Raw genomic sequence first — 22,393 nt, 5'->3', positions numbered from 1 at the left:
GCGAGGATCGCTACGAGAGGAACTGACCCCAGCCATGCCGATCTGGTTCGCATACACGTTGATCGTGTTGCTGGTCATCACGAGCATTCTGCTCACCCTGCTGATCCTGCTGCACCGCGGCAAGGGCGGCGGTCTGTCGAGCATGTTCGGCGGTGGCGTCAGCTCCAGCCTCGCCGGCTCTTCGGTCGCGGAGAAAAACCTGGACCGTTACACCGTCCTGGTGAGCGTCGTCTGGTTCGCCGCCATCATCGGGCTCGGGCTCTGGCTCCGCCTCCAGATGAACAGCGGCGCCTGAGCAGGCTCGTCAAGTCGTACAATCTGCGCGCGGTCCGTCACTCGACGGGCCGCGCGCAGGCTTTTCTCCGCTGCACCGCGTCGCCCGCCGCCCATCCTGAGAAAAGGACGGCGGGTCCCCTCCGACGACAGGAGCGAGCAGCCGTGCCGAGTGGCAACGTCATCCGCGGCGCCCGAGTCGGGTCCGCACCCATGCGGCCCGACGAGCGGCACCAACCCGCCCCCCGACAGGACGTCACCTACTGGTGCCGCAACGACCACCGGATCGACATCCGGATCGCCGCGGACGCCGAGGCGCCGGCCCTGTGGGACTGCCCCCGCTGCGGCCTGCCCGCCGGGCGGGACGCGCAGAACCCGCCCGGCCGGGTCCGCGCCGAGCCGTACAAGAGCCATCTGGCGTATGTGAAGGAGCGGCGTACCGCCGAGGAAGGCGAGGCGCTGCTGGCCGAGGCGCTCGCAGCGCTCCGCCGCCGCCGCGGCGAATAAGAAGGAAGGGCCCCCGTCGAGGGGCCCTTCCTGTCGGTCAGCGGAGGCTGCGCAGCCGGGCGGGTACGTCGGCTGCGGCGGCCCGATCCAGCAGCCAGCGGGTGCGACCCACACCATGCACCCCGGCGGCCGGCAACTGCACCGGCCCGGCCCCGGCCAGCGCCATACCCACCGCGCGGGCCTTGTCGGCGCCGCCGGCCACCAGCCAGACCTCCTCGGCGGTGTTGATCGCCGGCAGGGTGAGGGTGGTCCGCACGGCCGGCGGCTTGGGGCTGCCCCGCACGGCGCTGCACGGGCGGGTTTCGTAGTGCACCGGGTGCTCGGGGAAGATCGACGCCACGTGCCCGTCCTCGCCGACGCCCAGCATCAGCACGTCGAAGTGCGGCAGCGTGCCGTGCCCGGGTCCGGCGGCGCGGGCCAATTCCTCCCCGTACCAGGCCGCAGCGGCCTCGGGGTCGTTGCCGGCGGGGCCGTCGGAGGCCGGCATCGGGTGCACCCGGGCCGGGTCGAGCGGCACCACGTCCAACAGGGCGGCCCGGGCCTGGGTCTCGTTGCGGTCCGGGTCGCCGGCGGGCAGGAACCGCTCGTCACCCCACCACACGTCGACCCGGGACCAGTCCACCGCGTCCCGGGCGGGCAGCGTCGCCACCGCCCGGTACACGGCGGCGGCGATCCGACCGCCGGTGAGGACCACCGACGCCTCACCCCGGTCGGCCTGGGCGTCGAGCATCTTCACCAGCAACCGGGCGGCCACGGCCTGCGCCAGCAGATCGGCGTCGGCGTGGACCGCGACACTCGCCTCACTCATGGGTTGCGCCTTCGTTTCCCGACCGCGTGCGGTCGCTGTCGCGTCGTACCCGGGCTGGAGGCCCGAGGTGGCGGGGCGAGTGCCCCGGAGGTTCCGGGGCAGGGCCCGGTGGGTGACCCGGCCCTGCCCCGACGTTGTCGTGCCCCGGTCGGGCTCAGCCCTCGCCGCTGGTGCCGGCGTGTGCGGTGACCCCGGCCTCGGCGCGCCGGGCGGTGGCCGGATCCTTCCAGACGTGCACCCGCTGCGGGGGACGCTGCTCCAACCCCCGCAGACCGACCGTCGCACCCAGCGCCTCCGCGTACACCTGGTCGGCGTCCAGTCGGCGCAGCTCCTCGGCAAGCTCGTCACCAAGCGGGCGGCGGACCAACGGCAGAGCCCGGTCGTCCTGGCCGGTCCGCCGGAACACGGCCATGCTCTCCTCGCGGGTCAGCGTGAGCTGATCACCGTTGGCGCAGCTCAACTGCACCTCCCGCATCCGGGGGAACTCGTTGGTGTCCACCCGGCGCGGGGTGATGCCGAGCCGGCTGGACAGCCAACCGACCATCAGCGCCGCCGTCGGGTCGCTGGGCGGCGCGACGACGGTCGCCTCGGTGACCCGCTCGCTGGTGGTGTCGAACGCCCCGGCGACCAGGGTCCGCCACGGGGTGATCCGGGTCCACGCCAGGTCGGTGTCACCCGGGGCGTAGTCCCGGGCACGCTGGTGCAGCGCCTCCACCGGATCGGCGGCCTGCGCCGAGTCGGTGATCCGCCGGTCGGCGACCACCCCGAGGAAGTCGGTGGCGATCTCCGCCGGTGGCTCGCCGTGCCACCAGGTGACCACCGGCACGTCGGGGACGAGCAGCGGCATCACGACCGACTCGGCGTGCAGGGCCAGCCGCCCGTACATCCGGGTGACCACCGCCTCGCACGGGCCGAGCCGGCCACCGACGACGATCTCCGCGTCCAGCCGGTTGCGGTCCCGCTCGATCTCGGAGCGAACCACCACCACCAGCCGGCACGGGTGGGCGGCGGCGGCGATCGTCGCCGCCGCCTCCGCCTCCCGGACCCGCTTCTCGTCCACCACCACGATGAGGGTGAGCGCCATGCCGCTGGCCACCCCGCCGGCACTGCGCCGCTCGGCGGCGAGCGCCTTGACCACCTCGTTGCCGGTGGTGTCCCACAGCCCGATCATGCTCGTCTCCAAGCGCGGCCCTCGCGGGCCAGCATCTCGTCGGAGGCGCGTGGACCCCACTCGCCGGCCCGGTACGGCTCCGGCGTGGTGCCAGCCCAGGCGTGCTCCAGCGGGTCGATCACCTGCCAGCTCTGCTCGACCTCTGACGCGTCCGGGAACAGGGTGCGGTCGCCGATCAGCACGTCCAGGACCAGCCGCTCGTACGCCTCTGGGCTGGACTCGGTGAACGCCTCGCCGTACTGGAAGTCCATCGCGATGTCGCGGACCTCCATCGTGGTGCCCGGCACCTTCGAGCCGAACTTGAGCACCACACCCTCGTCCGGCTGGACCCGGATCACGAGCTGGTTGTTGCCCAGCGACTCCATGTCGGCGTCGTTGAACGGCAGGTGCGGCGCCTTCTTGAACATGATGGCGACCTCGGTGACCCGTCGGGGCAGCCGCTTGCCGGCCCGGATGTAGAACGGCACCTCGGCCCAGCGGCGGTTCTGGATGCCCAGCCGCACCGCCACGTACGTCTCCGTGGTGGAGTCGCTCGGAACGTCCTGCTCCTCCAGGTAACCGACAGCGCGCTCGCCGCCCACCCAGCCGGGCAGGTACTGACCGCGAACGGTGTCCCGGGCGACGTCCTTGGGCAGGGTGATGGCCTTGAGCACCTTCAGCTTCTCGGCCCGGATCTCGTCGGCGTCGAAGCTGGTCGGCTCCTCCATCGCCACCAGGGCGAGCAGTTGCAGGAGGTGGTTCTGGAGCACGTCACGGGCGGTGCCGACGGTGTCGTAGAAGCCGGCGCGGGTGCCGATCCCGACATCCTCGGCCATGGTGATCTGCACCGAGTCGACGTACTTGGAGTTCCACAGCGGCTCGAACAGGTTGTTGGCGAACCGCAGGGCCAGGATGTTCTGGACCGTCTCCTTGCCCAGGTAGTGGTCGATCCGGAAGACGTCCTCCCGGGTGAACACGTCGTCGACGAGGTCGTTGAGCGACTTCGCCGACGGCAGGTCGTTGCCGAACGGCTTCTCCACGACGACCCGACGCCAACCGCCGGACTTCTCGTTGTCGGCCATCCCGGTGCGGGCCAGCTGCTTGAGTACGACGGGAAACGCGGCCGGGGGGATGGAGAAGTAGAACGCCGCGTTGCCGGTGATGCCGTGGGTCTGGCGCAGGTCGTCCAGCGTCGAGGCGAGCTGGTCGAAGGCCGCGTCGTCGTCGAACGACCCGCCGACGAACTTGATGTTGCCGGCCAGCCGTGCCCACACCTCGTCCCGCCACGGAGTACGAGCGTGCTTGCGGGCAGCCTCGCAGGCCAGCGTCTCGAAGTCGCCGTCTCCCCAGTCGCGGCGCGCGAAACCGAGCACCACGAAACCCGGCGGCAGCAGCCCTCGGTTGGCCAGGTCGTAGACGGCAGGGAGCAGCTTCTTGCGGGCCAGGTCGCCGGTCACCCCGAAGATCACCAGAGCGCAGGGCTCCGGGATCCGGGGCAACCGGCGGTCCTGCGGATCGCGCAGCGGGTTCACCGAGCCACCTCCTCGCTCCGCCTCAGTCACCTCGTCCATCCTCACGCCCGCAGATCACCGGCCGCGTCGAGCAGTTGGGCGACACCGGCGGCACGGTCGGTCAGATGCAGCCGCAGCACCGGGCGCCCCGGCCGGCGAGCGCCTGCCGGTCCCCGGCAGCCTGCGCCGCCTGCAACTCACCGAAGGTGTACGGCTTGCCCGGCACCGCCAGGTCCTCCGCGACCGCGCCGGTCACCTGGAGGTAGCTGCCCACCTGCGGGCCGCCCTTGTGGTACTGACCCGTCGAGTGCAGGAACCGCGGTCCCCAACCGAAGGTGACCGGCCGGCCGCCCGCCTGGGCCAGCAGCGGCCGCAGCTTGGCCATGTCGGCGTCGGCGAACCGGTCGAGGTACGCCATCACCGCGAGGTAACCGTCGTCGCCCAGCCCGTCGAGCAGCCAGCGCAGCACCCCGGCCAGGTCCCCGGGGGCGCCCTGCGGGGCGTACACCTCGATCGCGCCCTCGGTGAACGACGGCGTCTCCGCCGGCAGGCCCGAGGCCAGGATCTTGTTGGTGTTCTCCTTGGACTCGGTGACGTTCGGCTGGTTGAACGGGTCGATGCCGAGCACCACACCGGCCACCGCGGTCGCGTACTCCCAGGCCAGGAACTGCGCGCCCAGCGGGCCGTTGACGGCCACGTCCGGGGCCGCGCCGCCGCCCGGCATGTCACCGGGTGCCAGCGCGCCGCCGTAGCTGACGGTCAGCACGTCCGCACCGCTGGCGCCAGGGCTCTGCGGAGACTCCACGACCACCGGCAGGATGCCCACCCCGGCCTTGCCGGTCGACTCGGCGATCAGCTGCTCGGCCCAGTCGCCGAGCCCGTCGATGCCGGTGCCGTCGGAGACCAGCGCGATCTTGTCCCGGGCCAGCGTCGCCGCCGCGCCCAGGGCGGCACCCAGGGCGAGCGCCGGGTTGTCCCGGTCCGCGCCGAGCGACGCAGCCAGCGCGTCGGCCTGGTCGAGCAGTTCCGCGACCTCGACCCCGGCCAGCGCCGAGGGCACCAGGCCGAACGCGGTCAGCGCCGAGTACCGGCCGCCCACGTTCGGGTCAGCGAGCACGGTGAACGCGCCCATCTCGGTCGCGGTGGCCTCCAGCGGCGAGCCCGGGTCGGTGACGATGACGAAGTGCCGGCCGGCCTCCGCCTCCGTCATCCCGGCGTCCAGGAACGCCTGCCAGTAGGCGCGCCGGTGGCTGTCGGTCTCCACCGTCGAACCGGACTTGCTCGCCACCACGACGACGGTGCGCTCCAGCCGGTCACCGAGCGCCGCCCGGACCTGGCCCGGGTCGGTGGTGTCCAGCACGGTCAGCGGGCGGCCCAGGGTCCGCGTGATCACCTCGGGGGCCAGTGACGAGCCACCCATCCCGGCGAGCACCACGTGGTCCAGGTCGGCCAGCTCCGCGGTCAGCTCGGCCAGCTGCGCCAGCAGCTCCCGGCTGCGCTGGTGGGTGTCCACCCAGCCGAGCCGGAGCTTCGCCTCGGCCTCGGCGTCCGGACCCCACAGGCTCGCGTCCTTGCCGGCCAGCTTGCCCGGGACGCCGGCCTTGACCAGCGCGTCCCGGGTCGAGGCGGGAGCGGACTTGTCGACCGCGTCCGCGCCGTACACGGCCAGCCCGGCGGCGGCCTCCACCTTCCCTGCCAACAGGTCACTCATGCCGCCACCTCACTGGCCTTGCTGATTCGCTCGCTGCTCTCGCTCATGCCGTCACTCCGCTTCGCTGCGTGCCGTCATGAGGCACCAGCGCACTGAGCTTGCTGATTCGCTCGCTGCTCTCGCTCATGCGCCACCGGCCTTCTCGGCGCCCTTGGCGTTGCCCTTGGCGGCCTTGTTCGGAGAACCCTTACCCTTCGCCGCCGCCTCCAGCGACTTGCGGACGCCGTCGAGCAGCTCCTGCCAGCTGGCCTCGAACTTCTCCACGCCCTCGCGCTCCAGGGTGGCGATCACGTCGGCCATGTCCACCCCAACCGACTCCAGGTCCGCGAAGACCTTGCGGGCCGCGTCGTAGGCGCCGGTGATGGTGTCGCCGCGGGTCTCGCCGTGATCGGCGTACGCGTGGATGACCGACTCCGGCATGGTGTTGACAGTGCCGGGGGCGATCAGCTCCTCGACGTAGATGACGTCGCGGTAGTCCGGGTTCTTCGTCGAGGTGGACGCCCACAGCGGCCGCTGCGGGTGCGCCCCCGCGTCGGCGAGCGCCTTCCAGCGGTCGGAGGAGAACACCTCGGTGTAGCGCTCGTACGCCAGCTGGGCGTTCGCGACGGCGGCCTTGCCCCGGAGCGACTTGGCCTGCTCGGAGCCGATCTTTTCCAGCCTCTTGTCCACCTCGGCATCCACCCGGGAGACGAAGAACGACGCGACCGAGCCGATGGTGGACAGGTCGTGGCCGTTGGCCTTGGCCTTCTCCAGGCCGGCGAGGAACGCCTCCATCACCGCCGAGTAGCGGTCCAGGCCGAAGATCAGCGTCACGTTGACGCTGATCCCCTCGGCCAGCGTGTCGGTGATCGCCGACAGGCCCTCCTCGGTGGCCGGGATCTTGATGAAGAGGTTGGGACGGTCGACCAGCCACCACAGGGCCTTGGCCTCGGCAACCGTCCGGTCACTGTCGTGCGCCACCCGGGGGTCCACCTCGATGGAGACCCGGCCGTCGACACCCGCACTGCCGTCGTAGGACGGGCGCATCACGTCGCAGGCCCACCGCACGTCGTACGTGGTGAGCATCCGCACCGACTCCTCGACCTCGATGCCACGAATGGCGAGGTCGCGCAGCTGCCAGTTGTATTCGTCGGCGTCGCTCAGCGCCTTTGCGAAGATCGTCGGGTTGGTGGTGACACCGGCCACGTGCTTCTCACGGCGGAGCTGGTCCAGCCCGCCGGAGCTCAGTCGTACCCGGGAAAGATCGTCGAGCCACACCGCCACGCCCGCGGCGGTGAGCTCATTCAGCTTGTCCGTCATGCCGTCCACGCTCCCTCAGTTGCCGGTCGTGAAACCGGTGATGTCGCCCACCCGGGCCAGCGAGGCGTGCGCCGCCGCCACGATCCGGTCGCCGGTGAAGCCGAACTGCTCGAAGAGCACGGTGTGCGGGGCGCTCGCTCCGTAGTGCTCCAGGCTGACGCTTTCGCCGAGGTCGCCGACGACGCCGCGCCAGGACATCGCGATGCCCGCTTCCACGCTCACCCGTGCCTTTACCCCGCGTGGGAGCACCGACTCCCGGTACGCCTCATCCTGCTCGTAGAACCACTCCTGGCAGGGCATCGAAACCACCCGGGTGGGGGTGCCGTCGGCCTCCAGGCGCTCCCGCGCGGTCAGGCAGAGCTGCACCTCGGAACCGGTGCCGACGATGATCACCTGAGGCTTGCCGTTGGACGCCTCGGCCAGCACGTAGCCGCCCTTGGCGACCCCCTCCGCGCTGCCCAGGACGTCCCGGTCCAGGGTTGGCAGCGGCTGGCGGCTCAGCGCCATGGCGGTCGGCCGGTCGGTGTGCTCCAGCGCCATCCGCCAGGCCCAGGCCGTCCGTTGGCGTCCGCCGGGCGGACCACGTCCAGACCGGGGATGGCGCGCAGCGCGGTCAGGTGCTCCACCGGCTGGTGGGTCGGGCCGTCCTCGCCCAGGCCGATCGAGTCGTGCGTCCAGACGTAGGTCACCGGCAGCTTCATCAGCGCGGCCAGCCGCACCGACGGGCGCATGTAGTCGCTGAACACCAGGAACGTGCCGCCGTACGGGCGGGTGCCGCCGTGCAGGGCGATGCCGTTGAGGATCGCTCCCATGGCGTGCTCACGGATGCCGAAGTGCAGCGTGCGGCCGTACTCGTGGCCGGGGAAGTCCTTGGTGGCGTGCGAGGCCGGGATGAACGACGGCTCGCCCTTCATGGTGGTGTTGTTGCTCTCCGCCAGGTCGGCCGAGCCACCCCACAGCTCCGGCAGCACCGGCGCGAGCGCCTCCAGCACCTTGCCGGACGCGGCACGGGTGGCCACGCCCTTGGCGTCGGCGGGGAAGACCGGCAGCGCGTCGGCCCAGCCGTCGGGGAGCACCCGGCCGGCCATCCGCTCGTAGAGCGCGGTGCGCTCCGGGTTGGCCTTCTTCCAGGCGTCGAACTCGCCGGTCCATGCCTGCTCGGCGTCGGAGCCGCGACCCATCACCGTGCGGGCGTGGGCGAGCACCTCCTCGTCGACCTGGAAGGTCTGCTCCGGGTCGAAGCCGAGGATCCGCTTGGTGGCCTTCACCTCGTCGGCGCCGAGCGCCGAGCCGTGGATCTTGCCGGTGTTCTGCTTGTTGGGAGCGGGCCAGCCGATGATGGTGCGCAGGGCGATGAAGGAGGGACGGCCGGTCTCCGCCTTGGCGGCCAGCAGCGCGGCGTGCAGGGCCTCGACGTCCTCGTGGTAGTCGCCCTGGTCGGCGTCGCCGCTACGCCAGTCGACGGTCTGCACGTGCCAGCCGTACGCCTCGTAGCGGGCTGCCACGTCCTCGCTCTTGGCGATGCGGGTGTCGTCCTCGATCGAGATCTCGTTGTCGTCGTAGATCACCGTGAGGTTGCCCAGCTGCTGGTGCCCGGCGAGGGCACTGGCCTCGTGGCTGATGCCCTCCTCGATGTCGCCGTCGGAGACGATGCACCAGATGTTGTGGTCGAAGACCGACGCGCCCGGCTCGGCCTCGGGGTCGAACAGGCCGCGCTCGCGGCGGGCCGCCATGGCCATGCCGACCGCGTTGCCCAGACCCTGCCCGAGGGGGCCGGTGGTGGTCTCGACGCCCGGGGTGTGCCCGTGCTCGGGGTGACCCGGGGTGAGTGAGCCCCACTGCCGCAGCGACTGCAGGTCGGCCAGGCTCAGCGGGTAGCCGGACAGGAACAGCTGGATGTAGAGGGTCAGGCTGGAGTGCCCGGCGGAGAGGACGAACCGGTCACGGCCGGGCCAGTTCGGGTCGGCCGGGTTGTGCCGCATGACCCGGTTGAAGAGGAGGTACGCCGCGGGCGCAAGGCTCATCGCGGTGCCCGGGTGGCCGTTGCCGGATTTCTCCACGGCATCCATGGCCAGCACGCGGACGGTATCGACGGCCCGGCGATCGAGGTCGGACCAGTTCAGTGCGGAGTGCTCGGGTCGTTTGGCAGCCACGATGGTTGTGCTCCTCGGCAGATGGGCGGAACCCTCACTGATGACCCTATCGAGCGTCCCTAAACGCGCGCCCGGGGATCTCCGCATGGTGTGCGGTACGTGACGAACCCGTCGCGCCGGTCAACCCGGTGGTGTGACCGTCCGCACCGTTGTCGGGTCGGCCGGGCAGCCAAAACGACAACGCGTAGTGTGTGGGTCGGTATGCGGACCCGGGCGGTCCCGACCAATCCGATCTCCCCGTGCCCGATGCCGGAAGGTGGCAATCCGTGAGCATGATCACCGAGCGCCCCGCGAGCAACCCGGCCGGGCAGCACCCGGCGCGGGCGGCCGAGGGCCCGGTGGCCCGGCGGGACGTACGCGCGGTCCTCTCGGCGTACGTGGCGCTCACCAAGCCGCGGATCGTCGAGCTCCTGTTGGTCACCACCATCCCGGCGATGATGCTCGCCGAGGGCGGGCTCCCGTCGCTGTGGTTGATGGCCATCGTGCTGATCGGTGGCTCGCTCGCCGCCGGCGCGGCCAGCGTGCTCAACTGCTACATCGACCGGGACATCGACCAGTTGATGCGGCGTACCAAGCGTCGGCCACTGCCGGCGCACACCGTGTCGCCCCGCAGCGCGCTGGTCTTCGGTCTGGTGCTGGCGGCGATCTCGATCGTCCTGATGGCGGCGTTCACCAACCTGCTGGCCGCCGGGCTGACCCTTGCCGCGATCGTCTACTACGACGTCGTCTACACGCTGTGGCTCAAGCGCTCCACCCCGACGAACACGTTCTGGGGAGGCGCCTGCGGGGCCGCTCCGGTGCTCATCGGATGGGCAGCGGTCACCGGCGGGCTGGCCCCGGCCGCCTGGGGGCTCTTCGCGGTGGTCTTCTTCTGGCAGATGCCGCACTTCTACCCGCTCGCCATGAAATACAAGGACGACTACGCGCGGGCCGGCATCCCGATGCTGCCGGTGGTGGCGTCGACCCGACGGGTGAACGCCGAGATCCTGATCTTCGCGTGGCTCACCGTGCTCACCTCCCTGGCTGTCTGGCCGCTGGGGCTCAGCGCGATCTACGGCGTGCCGACCCTGGTGGTGGGCGCCATCTTCATCGTCGAGGCACACCGACTCTGCCGGCGCGCGACGCGGGGCGAGGCGGTCAAGCCGATGCGGCTGTTCCACTGGTCGACCACGTACCTGACGATCGTGTTCGTGGCCGTCGCGCTCGACGCGCTGATCTGACGCCCGCGTCACGTCTGAGGCCCGCCTCGCGTCTGAGGCCCGCCTCGCGTTTCTGCCCCGCCGTATCGGGTGGCGCTCGACGTCCGACTAATCATGCCCATGGATGAGTTGTCCGGCTTAACGTCACATCAGGGTAACTTTCGCCATGAGCCGGATGGGCTCAACCTGTGGTGGATGCGCAAGGGTTTGCCGCGAAGTTTTGCGATGGAAAGTCCGTATATAACCGGACAGCTTGCCTATGGTCAGCCTTAAACCTGTAGGTAATTGGCATCACAAAAGGTTCATGGTTCTCGCCCGAGAGGGTGCGGGTCTGCTTAGGCTTCGCGTCATGGCAGATGGTTCCGATACGACGCTGACGGCCGAGCAGACCGCCGGCGAGCAGACGCCCCAGGGCCTGATTGCGGGCCTCAAGGCGTTCGCCGCCGGGCACGGCGGCGCGAAGGCGGTCATCGAGTACGTCGGCAAGCGTGGCGCGCGAATCGTCCTGGTCGGGTCCGACGGTGAGTGGGGCGACCAGTTCGCCGACGACACCGTCACCGCCCGGGAGGCGTGCGCCAAGGCGGGAGTCACCGTCGAGAACGCCTGGGAGCGTGAACTGATGGACCAGATGCGTCCGAGCAACGACCTGTGGCGGTCGATGGCCCGGCGCACGATGGCCCGCTGAATAGACACCTGAATTGACCACCGATCACCAGTCGACCCGGGGGGAACCCCGGGTCGCTCTCGTCACCTGCGCCGACCTCGCCGACCTCGACCCGGACGACCGGCTGGTCCTGGCCCCGCTCAGCGCCCATGGCATCGCCGTCGACACCGTGGTGTGGGACGACCCCGATGTCGACTGGTCCTCGTACGACCTGGTCGTGCTCCGCTCGCCCTGGGACTACGCGCTGCGCCGCGACGAGTTCGTCGCCTGGGCGGCAACCGTCCCAACGCTGGTCAACCCGGCCGACGTGGTCCGCTGGAACACCGACAAGCGTTACCTGGCCGAGCTGACCGCCGCCGGGGTGCCGACCGTTCCGACCTCCTGGGTCGAGCCGGGGGAGAGCTGGCAACCGCCCGCCGAGACCGGCGAGTACGTGCTCAAGCCCTCGGTCAGCGCCGGCAGCCAGGACACCGGCCGCTACGACCTGGCCGACCCGGAGCACCGGGACCTGGCCGCCGCACATGTCCGCCGGCTCTCCGACGCCGGCCGGGTGACCATGGTCCAGCCGTACCTGCGCGCCGTCGACACCGAGGGCGAGACGGCACTGCTCTTCCTGGCAGGGCCGGACGGGCTCACGTTCAGCCACGCGATCCGCAAGGGGCCGATGCTGACCGGCCCGGACCTCGGCCCGGACGGGCTCTACAAGGCCGAGGAGATCACCTCCCGTACCGCCCAACCCGAACAGCTCGCGGTGGCCGAGAAGACCCTCGCCACGGTGCCCGGCGGCACGCGGCAGCTGCTCTACGCCCGGGTCGACCTGATCCCCGGCCCCGACGGCGAGCCGGTCCTGGTCGAGCTGGAGCTGACCGAGCCGTCGCTCTTCATCGGGTACGCCGACGGGGCCCCCGACCGCCTCGCCGCCGCGATCGCCACTCACCTGGCCCGCCGCGCCTGACCGCCCCCGACGCACCGCCCGCCGTGCCACCGCGCACCGCCAAGATCCGCGCAACTTCGGGGAAAGTGCTGTGTCCCGAGGCCCTGAGGCACCAACTTCACCGAAGTTGCGCGGATCTTGGCCTGGTGCGCGGGGCGCGGGGCGCGGGGCGGCAGGCGTCAGGCGTCAGGCGTCGTCCGGCCGCTCCTTGCGGAAGCGCAGAACCGGACGCCCGACGCGGAAGGGCTCGGACCGGTGGCGCGGGGCGCGGGGCCGCGCCCTGGGGTCAGGCGGTGACCGGGACGGATTCCTCGGCGTGGGTCGCTGCGACATCTGCTGCCGGGGTGACCGGGCGGCGTTCGCGGGTCGACCACTGCACCGACAACGCGGCCAGCAGCACCAGGCACGAGCCGAGCATGTGTGCGCCGACCAGGATCGCCGGCACGTGGGTGAAGTACTGCACGAAGCCGATCAGGCCCTGACCCAGCTCCACGGCGACCAGCACGATCGCGGCGCGGGTGGCCCGCTGGGCGCCGACGGCGCGGAACGCGAAGATCAGTGCCACCGACAGCCCGATCAGGAGGAAGACGCCGTCCGCGTGCACCTGCGAGATCGTCTCCGGGTCGAGCCCGTTGCGGGCGGCGCCGTGGTCGCCGGCGTGCGGGCCGCTGCCGGTGACCCAGGTGCCGACGACCAGCACGGCGACGGTGACGCCGGTGGTGACCCGGGCCAGCGCGCGCAGCGGTGCGGGCACCACGGCCACGGGCGGGCCGTCGGGGTCGCCGATGCGCCGCCAGAGGGCGTACGCGGCGGCGATCACCGCCATCGAGGCGAGGAAGTGCAGCCCGACCACCCACGGGTTGAGGTTGGTCAGCACGGTGATGCCACCGATCACCGCCTGGGCGGGGATGCCCAGGAAGACCGCCACGGCCAGGGCGAGGAGCCCGGGTCGGCGGGGTCGGTGCAGGAGTACGGCCAGCACGGTGGCCAGCGCGATGAGGCCCACCGCGAAGGTCAGCATCCGGTTACCGAACTCGATCACCCCGTACACGCCCATCTCGGGCGTGGTGACGTAGGAATCGTCGGTGCACCGGGGCCAGGTGGGGCAACCGAGGCCCGAGGCGGTCAACCGGACGGCCCCGCCGGTGACGACGATGCCCACGTTCGCGATGATCGAGGCGAGCGCGAGGCGGCGCAGCAGGATGCCGGAGACCGGACGGACGATTCGGTTCACGCCGCAAATCCTACGCACTGTAGTGATCGAGGTTCGTCCGACTCCGTCGGCTCGGTGGTTCGGATCACCGGGGCCCGGGTTTGCGACCCTCCGGGTAATTACGTAACGTTGGCGTTGTGAAAAACGCGGCGGCGCTCTCCGGGCACCAGTCGGCGGCTGTTCCGGCCGTCGGCGCGTCCGCGTCCGCGCTCGTCACGACCACCTCGACCGCCCTCGGCGCCGGCACGGCGACCGAGATCTCCACCCGGGACCGGGTCACCCAGTTGCTGCTGGAGCGGGGTGCGACCACCGCCGCTCAGCTTGGCGCGGCCCTCGGGCTCAGCCCGGCGGCGATTCGCCGGCACCTGGACGCGATGCTCGCCGAGGGTGACGTCTATGCCCGCGAGCAGACCGTGCAGGGCAGCCGCGGGCGTGGGCGTCCGGCCAAGGTGTTCATGCTGACCGAGGCCGCCCGGGTGCGCTGTGGCACACACCACTACGACAACATGGCCACCGCCGCGTTGCGCTGGATCGCCCGCAGCGGCGGTTCGGACGCGGTCGAGGCGTTCGCCACCGAGCAGGTGTCGGCCCTGGAATCCCGCTGTCGAGCGGCCATGGAAGACGCCGGCGAGGACCCTCTGGCGCGTGCCGAGGCACTCGCCTCGGCGCTCACCGCCGAGGGTTACGCTGCCAATGCGACCACGATCGCCTCCGGCGGTCAGCTCTGCCAGCACCACTGCCCGGTGGCGCACGTGGCCGCCGAGTTTCCCCAGCTGTGCGAGGCCGAGACCGCGGTGATTTCCCGTCTGGTCGGCACCCACGTGCAGCGCCTGGCCACCATCGCGCACGGCGACGGGGTGTGCACCACGCACATTCCGACCCAGCCGGGCCGTGTTCAATCCGGTAATCCCGTCACCACTGTGAGGACAGATAGATGACCGAGCAGATCGTCCAGCCCCTGACCCAGGAAGAGCAGCTCGCGGCCCTGGGTCGGTACGAGTACGGCTGGTCCGACCCGGACGCCGCCGGGGCGGTTGCCCAGCGCGGCATCAACGAGGCGGTGGTGCGGGACATCTCGGCCAAGAAGAGCGAGCCGGCGTGGATGCTCGACCTGCGGCTGAAGGGCCTGCGGCTGTTCGGCCGCAAGCCGATGCCGGCCTGGGGCGCGGACCTCAGCGGGATCGACTTCGACAACATCAAGTACTTCGTGCGGTCCACCGAGAAGCAGGCCACCAGCTGGGAGGACCTGCCGGAGGACATCAAGAACACGTACGACCGGCTGGGCATCCCGGAGGCGGAGAAGCAGCGGCTGGTCGCGGGTGTCGCGGCGCAGTACGAGTCCGAGGTCGTCTACCACAAGATCCGTGAGGACCTTGAGGAGCAGGGAGTTCTCTTCCTGGACACGGACACGGCGCTGCGCGAGCACGAGGACGTCTTCAAGGAGTACTTCGGCACGGTGATCCCGGTCGGCGACAACAAGTTCGCCGCCCTGAACACCTCCGTGTGGTCCGGTGGCTCGTTCATCTACGTGCCGAAGGGTGTGCAGGTGGAGATCCCGCTGCAGGCCTACTTCCGGATCAACACGGAGAACATGGGCCAGTTCGAGCGGACGCTGATCATCGTCGACGAGGGTGCGTACGTGCACTACGTCGAGGGCTGCACCGCGCCGCTCTACTCCTCCGACTCGCTGCACAGCGCGGTCGTGGAGATCATCGTCAAGAAGAACGCGCGCTGCCGTTACACGACCATCCAGAACTGGTCGAACAACGTCTACAACCTGGTCACCAAGCGCGCCGTGTGCCACGAGGGCGCGACCATGGAGTGGGTCGACGGCAACATCGGCTCCAAGGTGACGATGAAGTACCCGGCGGTCTACATGACCGGCGAGCACGCCAAGGGCGAGGTGCTCTCGGTGGCGATGGCTGGCGAGGGCCAGCACCAGGACGCCGGCGCCAAGATGGTGCACGCCGCGCCGCACACCTCCTCGACCATCATCTCCAAGTCGATCGCCCGGGGCGGCGGCCGCACCTCGTACCGGGGTCTGGTGCAGGTGCTGGAGGGTTCGCACCACAGCCGGAGCACGGTCAAGTGCGACGCGCTGCTGGTCGACACCATCTCCCGCTCGGACACCTACCCGTACGTCGACATCCGTGAGGACGACGTGTCGATGGGTCACGAGGCGACCGTGTCCAAGATCAGCGACGACCAGCTCTTCTACCTGATGAGCCGGGGCCTGAGCGAGGACGAGGCGATGGCCATGATCGTGCGTGGCTTCATCGAGCCGATCGCCAAGGAGCTTCCGATGGAGTACGCCCTGGAGCTCAACCGCCTGATCGAGCTTCAGATGGAGGGCGCGGTCGGCTGACGCCGCCGCTCCCGCGTGGCGGGCCGGGAACCTCGGCCCGCCACACCAGGACCCCACCTCGTCGCCACGGAACAGACAGACCAAGGAAGAAATGACTACCCAGGCTTCCGCGCCGCCCAGCACCAAGTCGCAGGCGCTGCGCTCGTACGACGTCGCCGACTTCCCGGCCCTCACCGGCCTGGAGGAGGAGTGGCGTTTCACCCCGCTCAAGCGCCTCCGCGGCCTGCTCGAGGGTGCCGCCTCGAACCAGTCGGCCCACTGGCCCGCCCACGGTTACGGGCCACTGCCCGAGGGCGTCCGGATCGGGAGCCTGGCGAAGGACGATCCACGCCGGGGCAGTGTCCTGACCCCGGTCGACCGGATCAGCGCGCGCGCCTACGGCGAGTCGGACCTTGGCCTGCTGGTGGAGGTGGCCCGGGAGGCGGTCGTCGCCGAGCCGGTCATCGTCACCGTGGAGGGGGGGCCGTCGGACGTGTTGGCCTTCGGGCACACGTTCGTCGACGTTGCGGCGCTCTCCGAGTCGGTCATCGTGTTCCAGCACGTCGGCACCGGCACCCTGGCCGATAACGTCGAGGTCGCGGTGGGCGACGGAGCGAAGCTGACCCTGGTCACCATCGCCGACTGGGCCCCTGATGCCGTCCAGGTCCAGCACCTCAGGGTGAAGCTGGGCCGCGACGCCCGGGTCGTGCACATCCAGGTCTCCCTCGGTGGTGACCTCGTCCGGCAGTTCACCAGCGTGGAATACACCGGTCGGGGTGGCGAGGCCGAGCTGTACGGCGTCTACTTCGCCGACTCCGGTCAGCACCTGGAGCACCGGCAGCTGGTCGACCACTCCGTGCCGGACTGCCGCAGCTACGTCGGCTACCGGGGCGCCCTGCAGGGCGAGAGCGCGCACACCGTCTGGGTGGGCGATGTGCTGATCCGGGCCGAGGCGACCGGCACCGACACGTACGAGATCAACCGGAACCTGCTGCTCACCGAGGGCGCTCGGGCGGACTCCGTACCCAATCTGGAGATCGAGACCGGCGAGATCGCCGGCGCCGGCCACGCCAGCGCGACCGGCCGCTTCGACGACGAGCAGCTCTTCTACCTGATGGCCCGGGGCATCCCGGAGAGCGAGGCCCGCCGCCTGGTGGTCCGCGGCTTCTTCGCCGAGCTGATCAACAAGATCCCGGTGGAGTCCCTGCGCGAGCGCCTGGGCGACGCGATCGAGGCCCGGCTGACCAAGGCGGGCGCCTGATGATCCGGATCTGCTCCACCGAGGACGTACCGAAGGGCACCGCCATCAGCGCGGACGTCGACGGCACGTCGATCGCCCTGGTGCACGGCGAGGACGGCAACTTCTACGCCGTGTACGACGAGTGCTCGCACGCCGCGGTCGCCCTCTCCGAGGGTGAGGTCGACGGCTGCACGCTGGAGTGCTGGTTGCACGGTTCGCGTTTCGACCTGCGCACCGGTGAGCCGACCGGGCTGCCCGCCACCGAACCCGTCCCCGTCTACCCCGTCGAAGTCCGCGACGGCGACATCTACCTCAGCCTGACGCCGAGTAATGGAGTGACCCGATAATGAGCACCCTGGAGATCCGCGACCTGAAGGTGTCGGTCAAGCTGCCCGAGGGTGAGCTCAAGCCGATCCTGGCCGGCGTCGACCTGACCGTGAAGTCCGGCGAGACCCACGCGATCATGGGCCCGAACGGCTCCGGCAAGTCCACCCTGGCTTACTCGATCGCCGGTCACCCCAAGTACGAGATCACCGGCGGCACGGTGACCCTCGACGGCGAGGACGTGCTCGCCATGACTGTCGACGAGCGGGCCCGCGCCGGCCTCTTCCTGGCCATGCAGTACCCGGTCGAGGTGCCCGGCGTCTCGGTGGCCAACTTCCTGCGCACCGCGAAGACCGCCATCGACGGCGAGGCGCCGAAGCTGCGCACCTGGGGTGGCGAGCTGCGCGGCGCGATGGAGCGCCTCCAGATGGACCCGGCGTTCGCCCAGCGCAACGTCAACGAGGGCTTCTCCGGTGGTGAGAAGAAGCGGCACGAGATTGTCCAGCTGGAGCTGCTCAAGCCGAAGATCGCCATCCTCGACGAGACCGACTCGGGCCTCGACGTGGACGCGCTGCGCGTGGTCAGCGAGGGCGTCAACCGGGTCCGCGACGACGGCGACACCGGCGTGCTGCTGATCACCCACTACACGCGGATCCTGCGCTACATCAAGCCGGACTTCGTGCACGTGTTCATCGCCGGCCGGATCGTCGAGCAGGGCGGCCCGGAGCTGGCCGACAAGCTCGAGGCCGAGGGCTACGAGCGGTACGCCGCCGGGGCCGGCACGGCCAAGGCCTGAGCGGGAGAGGCGCTGCCGAGATGACCAGCATCGCGATCCCCGAGGGGATGCCGCAGTACGACGACGTGCCGCGTTTCGACGTGGCCCGGGTACGCGCCGACTTCCCGATCCTGGATCGCGAGGTCAACGGGCACCCGCTGGTCTACCTCGACAGCGCCAACACCTCGCACAAACCCCGTCAGGTGCTCGACGTTCTCGACGAGCACTACGCGCGGCACAACGCCAACGTCTCGCGGTCGGTGCACACCCTGGGCACCGAGGCCACCGAGGCGTACGAGGGGGCGCGGGCGAAGGTCGCCGCGTTCATCAACGCGCCCAGCGTCGACGAGGTGGTGTTCACCAAGAACTCCACCGAGGCGATCAACATCGTGGCGTACGCCTTCTCGAACGCCTCGCTGCGCCCGGACGCGGACCCGCGGTTCCGCCTGGGCCCCGGCGACGAGGTGGTGATCTCCGAGATGGAGCACCACTCGAACATCGTCCCGTGGCAGTTGCTCTGCGAACGGACCGGCGCGACCCTGCGCTGGTTCCCCGTCACCGACCAGGGCCGACTGGACGAGTCGGGCCTGGAGGACCTGGTCACCGAACGGACGAAGATCGTCTCGCTGGTGCACGTGTCGAACATCCTCGGCACTGTCAACGCGACCTCCCGCATCACCGCGCGGGTCCGCGAGGTGGGCGCGCTGCTGTTGCTGGACTGCTCGCAGTCGGTGCCGCACCTGCCCATCGACGTGGTCGACCTGGACGCCGACTACATCGTGTTCACCGGCCACAAGATGTGCGGCCCGACCGGCATCGGGGTGCTCTGGGGCCGGGGTGAGCTGCTCGCGGCCATGCCACCGGTCTTCGGCGGCGGCTCGATGATCGAGACGGTCACCATGGCCCGCTCGACGTTCGCCGCCCCGCCGGCCCGGTTCGAGGCCGGCACCCCGCCGATCGCCGAGGCGGTCGCGCTCGGCGCTGCCGTCGACTACCTCACCGGTGTCGGGATGCGGGCCATCCAGTGGCACGAGAAGGAGCTGACGGCGTACGCGCTGGACGCCTTCGGCTCGGTGCGGGACCTTCGGATCTTCGGCCCGACCGTGCCGGTCGGTCGGGGCGGCACCATCTCGTTCGCGCTCGGCGACGTGCACCCGCACGACGTGGGTCAGGTGCTCGACTCGCTCGGCGTGCAGGTGCGGGTGGGTCACCACTGTGCCAAGCCGGTGTGCAGCCGGTTCGGCGTCCCGGCCATGACCCGGGCCTCGTTCTACCTCTACACCACCACCGAGGAGATCGACGCTCTGGTGGCCGGTCTGGAGCAGGTGCGGAAGGTGTTCGACTGATGCAGCTCGACCAGCTCTACCAGGAGATCATCCTGGACCACTACAAGCGCCCACACGGGCGTGGTCTGCGCGACGCCGAAGACTCGGGCGACCGGGTCGAGGAGGCGCACCACGTCAACCCGACCTGCGGCGACGAGGTCACCGTCCGGGTGGCCACCGACGGCACTGTGCTGCACGACATCTCGTACGACGGCATGGGTTGCTCGATCAGCCAGGCCTCGGCGAGCGTCCTGCACGAGTTGCTGCGCGGTCGGGGTGCCCGGGAAGCATTCGAGGTGCACGAGGCGTTCGTGGAGTTGATGTCCGGACGTGGCCAGGTCACGCCGGACGAGGACGTGCTGGGTGACGGGGTGGCCTTCGCGGGTGTGGCCCGTTATCCCGCCCGGGTCAAGTGCGCACTGCTGCCGTGGATGGCGTTCAAGGACGCCGCGGCACGCGCGGGTGTGGGCGCGAGCCCGGAGGTGAAGGCGTGATCGAGCGTCAGCGAGCCAATCATTGTTGCAGCACCGTGGCGCCTGTCGGCGTCACGGAGCGAAGCGGAGGGACGGCATGAGCGAGAACACGGCTACCGAAGCGACGCCGGAGGCCGGTGACGCTGTCGCGGCGTCGCAGGTCGACTCCGTGACGACCGACGCCACCGCGACGCCGGAGGCCGGCGACGCACCCACGGCCGGCGTCAGCAAGGCCATGATCGCCGACATCGAAGAGGCCATGAAGGACGTCGTCGACCCGGAACTCGGGATCAACGTCGTCGACCTGGGTCTGGTGTACGGCGTGCACGTCGACGACGAGAACGTCGCCACCCTGGACATGACGCTCACCTCGGCGGCCTGCCCGTTGACCGACGTGATCGAGGACCAGACCCGGCAGGCGCTGACCACCGGCCCGGGTGGCGGCCTGGTCAACGACATCCGGATCAACTGGGTGTGGCTCCCGCCGTGGGGCCCGGACAAGATCACTGACGAGGGTCGGGACCAGCTCCGTTCCCTCGGCTTCAACGTCTGAGCCGACTCCGGTCGGCTCTGCCCGTCGAGCGCGATGCCCCCAGGGGCGTCGCGCTCGACGCGTTCCGCCCCTGCCGTGCGTGCGCCGCATCGGTCCACCCGGCAAGATCGCGCAATATCCCGGTTGTAGTGGTGTCGGCACGCGGTGAGGCCACTAAAACCAGGATCGAGCACGATCTCTCGGGCCCACGCCAGGTCGAAGATCCGCGCAACATCAGCGATGTTGCTGCCTCCGGCGTCTCGGAGGCAGCAACATCCCCGAAGTTGCACGAATCTTGGTCGCAGCCCCCGCGAGGAGGGCTTGGGACAGCGCCGGCACGGGGCGGGGCGCGGGGTGCACGGCGCGGGGACGTGGGGCGGCAGGGCGCGGGCGCGGGGGCGAAGGGCGCCGTGCGCGGGAAATCCGGTGGCGCGGGCGTGGGTTCGGCGCGCAGGATGCGCGTGTGATTGAGGCGTACCCGATGCAGGTCCCTGTCCGTGCGGCCACCGCCGTGCGTCGACAGCGGCCGGCCCGGGGACGGGCCTCGACCCGACACCGACGTCCGTGAGCGGGGCGTTCCTGGCCGGTCTGGTGGCCGGCTACGGCGTCGCCATCCCCGTCGGCGCGATTGCGATCCTGATTCTGGGCCTGAGTGCGCGTACCTCGTTTCGGGTCGGTGCGTCCGCGGCGCTCGCGGTGGCGACGGCCGACGGGCTCTACGCGGCGGCCGCAACGCTCGGGGGTGCCAGCCTGGCCGGCATCATCGCGCCGGTCGCCGGGCCGTTGCGGGTGGTCGCCGCCGTCGTCCTGCTCGGTCTCGCCGCGCACGGTCTGTGGCGGACCTGGTCCGCCCACCGGTCGCGGCGGACGCCGACGGCACCCGTCGGGCGGGGTCTGAGCACGCCTGGGCGGGCCTACGCGGCGCTGCTCGGGTTGACCCTGCTGAACCCGATGACGGTGCTCTACTTCAGCGCGCTGGTGCTCGGTCGTCGGGACACCGCCCACGCGGACCCGGGCGCGGCGGCGCTCTTCGTGGCCGGTGTGTTCCTGGCGTCGGCGAGCTGGCAGCTGCTCGTCGCGGGCGGCGGCACGATGGTCGGGCGGGCGCTGACCGGGCCGCGTGGGCGGCTGGTCACCGGCCTGGTCTCCAGCGGGCTCATCGCCGCGCTGGCGGTGGTCGCGCTGCTGCCGGGCTGAGCGCCGCGCCCGACCGCCCGATCCGCGTTGTCGTGCCGTACGGTCGGGCGGTGACCAGTCGACCCGCAGCCGGGGGAGGCCGGTGGGTGGAGGTCGACCCGGCCCGCGTCGGGCGCTGGGTCGAGGGCTTCGCCGACCGGCACGGCCCGCACACCACGACCGAGCGGGAGTACGGCCTGCTGCTCACCGCCGCGGACGGGGCCACCGCCGAGCTGTACGCCCCACCCGGCGCGCCGGTCAGCGGTGACGTTCCCGGGTTCGTGGCCGCCGCCGTGACGCCCCGCCGGATCGGCCTGCTGCTGGCCCGCAAGGGCGCGGTGGCCGTCGGCGTGGCCGAGGGCGCCGACCTTGTCGTCTCCAAGGTGGACACCCGCTACGTGCAGGGGCGCACCGCGGCTGGGGGATGGTCCCAGCACCGGTTCGCCCGGCGTCGCGACAACCAGGCCAAGGCGGCGCTGGGTGATGCGGCGGACCTGGCCGTACGCCTGCTGTTGCCGGAGGCGGCGGCGCTGACGGCGATGGTCTGCGGCGGCGACCGGAAAGCGGTGGACACGGTGCTGGCCGATCGACGGTTGGCCCCGCTCGTGCCGCTGCGGGCCGAGCGGTTGCTCGACGTGCCGGAGCCTCGGCACGCGGTGCTCGTCGCCGCGGTCGCCGCGGCTCGTGCGGTGCGGATCCGGTTGCGCGACCCGGCACCCGACTGACCTCGGCGCTCGACGGAGGGAAACCGGCGTTCCTGGTCTGCTGCCGTGCTGACGGTC

The 22,393-nt window shown here is 70.9% G+C and carries 20 protein-coding genes and 2 pseudogenes; 15 read left to right on the top strand and 7 right to left on the bottom strand.

The window, feature by feature from the left end; genetic code table 11:
• Nucleotides 1–34 precede the first annotated feature (34 nt).
• Nucleotides 35–295 carry a preprotein translocase subunit SecG gene (gene secG, locus AC3CF1_RS09785; RefSeq protein ID WP_121653040.1) on the top strand — a complete coding sequence of 87 codons (261 nt, stop codon included), beginning with the start codon at nt 35–37 and terminating at the stop codon, nt 293–295.
• A gap of 143 nt (nt 296–438) precedes the next feature.
• Nucleotides 439–780 (top strand): RNA polymerase-binding protein RbpA, encoded by a 342-nt coding sequence (locus tag AC3CF1_RS09780; RefSeq protein WP_088949250.1) that lies wholly within the window; start codon nt 439–441, stop codon nt 778–780.
• Between the two features lie 37 nt (nt 781–817).
• On the opposite strand, the gene pgl is transcribed toward AC3CF1_RS09780, so the two are convergent.
• The 6 genes and pseudogenes from pgl to tkt all read right to left on the bottom strand — a co-directional run bounded on the left by pgl (nt 818) and on the right by tkt (nt 9,412).
• Entirely contained in the window at nt 818–1,588 is a 771-nt protein-coding gene (pgl, locus tag AC3CF1_RS09775; protein ID WP_354983093.1) for a 6-phosphogluconolactonase, read from the bottom strand.
• Nucleotides 1,589–1,742: 154 nt separating this feature from the next.
• Entirely contained in the window at nt 1,743–2,759 is a 1,017-nt protein-coding gene (locus tag AC3CF1_RS09770; RefSeq protein WP_088949248.1) for a glucose-6-phosphate dehydrogenase assembly protein OpcA, read from the bottom strand.
• Entirely contained in the window at nt 2,756–4,309 is a 1,554-nt protein-coding gene (zwf, locus tag AC3CF1_RS09765; RefSeq protein WP_354983094.1) for a glucose-6-phosphate dehydrogenase, read from the bottom strand. The genes AC3CF1_RS09770 and zwf overlap by 4 nt, the downstream gene beginning before the upstream one ends.
• Nucleotides 4,310–4,311: 2 nt before the next feature.
• A pseudogene (locus AC3CF1_RS09760) lies at nt 4,312–5,960 on the bottom strand (glucose-6-phosphate isomerase).
• 123 nt (nt 5,961–6,083) lie between these two features.
• Complete coding sequence (gene tal / locus AC3CF1_RS09755) at nt 6,084–7,259, bottom strand: transaldolase (RefSeq protein ID WP_488450172.1); 1,176 nt, start codon at nt 7,257–7,259, stop codon at nt 6,084–6,086.
• A gap of 15 nt (nt 7,260–7,274) precedes the next feature.
• Nucleotides 7,275–9,412, bottom strand: a pseudogene (gene tkt, locus AC3CF1_RS09750) (transketolase).
• 266 nt (nt 9,413–9,678) lie between these two features.
• Here tkt and AC3CF1_RS09745 point away from each other — a divergent pair.
• The 3 genes from AC3CF1_RS09745 (at nt 9,679) to AC3CF1_RS09735 (ending at nt 12,230) form a co-directional block, all read left to right on the top strand.
• A complete protein-coding gene (locus tag AC3CF1_RS09745) occupies nt 9,679–10,632 on the top strand; it encodes a heme o synthase (RefSeq protein WP_088949243.1) in 954 nt (317 codons plus the stop codon).
• Between the two features lie 328 nt (nt 10,633–10,960).
• Nucleotides 10,961–11,296 carry a hypothetical protein gene (locus AC3CF1_RS09740; RefSeq protein ID WP_355161298.1) on the top strand — a complete coding sequence of 112 codons (336 nt, stop codon included), beginning with the start codon at nt 10,961–10,963 and terminating at the stop codon, nt 11,294–11,296.
• Nucleotides 11,297–11,309: 13 nt separating this feature from the next.
• Nucleotides 11,310–12,230 carry an ATP-grasp domain-containing protein gene (locus tag AC3CF1_RS09735; RefSeq protein WP_488450169.1) on the top strand — a complete coding sequence of 307 codons (921 nt, stop codon included), beginning with the start codon at nt 11,310–11,312 and terminating at the stop codon, nt 12,228–12,230.
• Nucleotides 12,231–12,495: 265 nt separating this feature from the next.
• Here the strand turns inward: AC3CF1_RS09735 and AC3CF1_RS09730 are convergent, their stop codons facing one another.
• Nucleotides 12,496–13,461 carry a COX15/CtaA family protein gene (locus AC3CF1_RS09730; RefSeq protein ID WP_374223679.1) on the bottom strand — a complete coding sequence of 322 codons (966 nt, stop codon included), beginning with the start codon at nt 13,459–13,461 and terminating at the stop codon, nt 12,496–12,498.
• A 218-nt stretch (nt 13,462–13,679) separates the two neighbouring features.
• Between AC3CF1_RS09730 and AC3CF1_RS09725 the strand changes: the two genes are divergently transcribed.
• The 10 genes from AC3CF1_RS09725 to AC3CF1_RS09680 all read left to right on the top strand — a co-directional run bounded on the left by AC3CF1_RS09725 (nt 13,680) and on the right by AC3CF1_RS09680 (nt 22,336).
• The gene (locus tag AC3CF1_RS09725) at nt 13,680–14,360 is read left to right on the top strand and encodes a helix-turn-helix transcriptional regulator (protein ID WP_435794528.1); all 681 of its coding nucleotides are present in this window, start codon (nt 13,680–13,682) and stop codon (nt 14,358–14,360) included.
• Nucleotides 14,357–15,787, top strand: coding sequence for a Fe-S cluster assembly protein SufB (gene sufB, locus AC3CF1_RS09720; RefSeq protein WP_088949238.1), 1,431 nt, complete (start codon nt 14,357–14,359; stop codon nt 15,785–15,787). The genes AC3CF1_RS09725 and sufB overlap by 4 nt, the downstream gene beginning before the upstream one ends.
• 91 nt (nt 15,788–15,878) lie before the next feature.
• Entirely contained in the window at nt 15,879–17,027 is a 1,149-nt protein-coding gene (gene sufD / locus AC3CF1_RS09715; RefSeq protein ID WP_354983099.1) for a Fe-S cluster assembly protein SufD, read from the top strand.
• Nucleotides 17,027–17,353: a non-heme iron oxygenase ferredoxin subunit gene (locus AC3CF1_RS09710; protein WP_099855780.1), complete on the top strand. Its 327-nt coding sequence runs from the start codon at nt 17,027–17,029 to the stop codon at nt 17,351–17,353. The genes sufD and AC3CF1_RS09710 overlap by 1 nt, the downstream gene beginning before the upstream one ends.
• Nucleotides 17,353–18,126 carry a Fe-S cluster assembly ATPase SufC gene (sufC, locus tag AC3CF1_RS09705; RefSeq protein WP_210794361.1) on the top strand — a complete coding sequence of 258 codons (774 nt, stop codon included), beginning with the start codon at nt 17,353–17,355 and terminating at the stop codon, nt 18,124–18,126. The genes AC3CF1_RS09710 and sufC overlap by 1 nt, the downstream gene beginning before the upstream one ends.
• Before the next feature lie 20 nt (nt 18,127–18,146).
• On the top strand, nt 18,147–19,451 hold the full coding sequence (locus AC3CF1_RS09700) for a cysteine desulfurase (RefSeq protein WP_210794360.1): 1,305 nt from the start codon (nt 18,147–18,149) through the stop codon (nt 19,449–19,451).
• Nucleotides 19,451–19,924 (top strand): Fe-S cluster assembly sulfur transfer protein SufU, encoded by a 474-nt coding sequence (sufU, locus tag AC3CF1_RS09695; RefSeq protein WP_088949233.1) that lies wholly within the window; start codon nt 19,451–19,453, stop codon nt 19,922–19,924. Before AC3CF1_RS09700 ends, sufU begins: the two co-directional genes overlap by 1 nt.
• A 76-nt stretch (nt 19,925–20,000) precedes the next feature.
• Nucleotides 20,001–20,456 carry a metal-sulfur cluster assembly factor gene (locus tag AC3CF1_RS09690; protein ID WP_088949232.1) on the top strand — a complete coding sequence of 152 codons (456 nt, stop codon included), beginning with the start codon at nt 20,001–20,003 and terminating at the stop codon, nt 20,454–20,456.
• Between the two features lie 543 nt (nt 20,457–20,999).
• On the top strand, nt 21,000–21,632 hold the full coding sequence (locus AC3CF1_RS09685) for a LysE family transporter (protein ID WP_354983100.1): 633 nt from the start codon (nt 21,000–21,002) through the stop codon (nt 21,630–21,632).
• Nucleotides 21,633–21,682: 50 nt separating this feature from the next.
• The gene (locus AC3CF1_RS09680) at nt 21,683–22,336 is read left to right on the top strand and encodes an acVLRF1 family peptidyl-tRNA hydrolase (RefSeq protein WP_210925092.1); all 654 of its coding nucleotides are present in this window, start codon (nt 21,683–21,685) and stop codon (nt 22,334–22,336) included.
• Nucleotides 22,337–22,393 lie beyond the last annotated feature (57 nt).

It is taken from the genome of Micromonospora sp. MGP-C2 (assembly GCF_057766525.1).
Note: the sequence above shows the minus strand (reverse complement) of the source record. Positions and strands in the feature narration are given on the sequence as shown.